Here is a 536-nt window from a genome sequence, read left to right as displayed (position 1 = left end):
CGCCGAGGAGGTCACGCGCTGGGTCGCGCGCGGCAGCGAGCTCGCCGAGCGCGCGATCGAGCGCGCCGCGACACGTGTCGCCGAGCTCCGCTCGCAGCTGCGCGCGCTCTCCCCCCTCGCGACGCTCGAACGCGGGTACGCGATCGTGCAGCGCGAGCACGACGGCGTGCTGGTGAACCCCGAGCAGGCCCCGGCGGGCACGCCGCTCCGGATCACGCTCGCCGAGGGACGTCTCGGAGCGACATCTCGGGGAGCGGTCGGCGACGCCGAATAGAATGCCCTCCATGCCCTCCACTTCCACGGATGTCGCCGAGCTCAGCTACGAGCAGGCCCGCGACGAGCTGGTGCGCGTCGTCGCCGAGCTCGAGCAGGGTTCCGCGACGCTCGAGCAGTCGCTCGCGCTGTGGGAGCGCGGCGAGGCGCTCGCGCAGCGGTGCGAGGAGTGGCTCGTGGGCGCCAAGGCGCGACTCGACGCGGCACGAGCCAGAGCCGCCGGTGGGCCGGCGGCCCCCGCGTCCGGCGACCTCGACGGCGGC

The 536-nt window shown here is 75.4% G+C and carries 2 protein-coding genes; both read left to right on the top strand.

What is annotated here, in order from left to right; translation table 11 throughout:
* Positions 1-274, top strand: a 274-nt coding sequence (locus ESO86_RS18420) for an exodeoxyribonuclease VII large subunit (RefSeq protein WP_277985262.1), incomplete at its 5' end; no start/stop codon positions are given.
* 10 nt (positions 275-284) lie between these two features.
* Positions 285-536, top strand: a 252-nt coding sequence (locus ESO86_RS18415; protein WP_422836520.1) for an exodeoxyribonuclease VII small subunit, incomplete at its 3' end; no start/stop codon positions are given.

The organism is Agromyces binzhouensis, from assembly GCF_004135055.1.
Classification (GTDB): domain Bacteria; phylum Actinomycetota; class Actinomycetes; order Actinomycetales; family Microbacteriaceae; genus Agromyces; species Agromyces binzhouensis.
The sequence above is the reverse complement of the archived record's forward strand: the minus strand, read 5'-3'. Positions and strand labels throughout refer to the sequence as shown.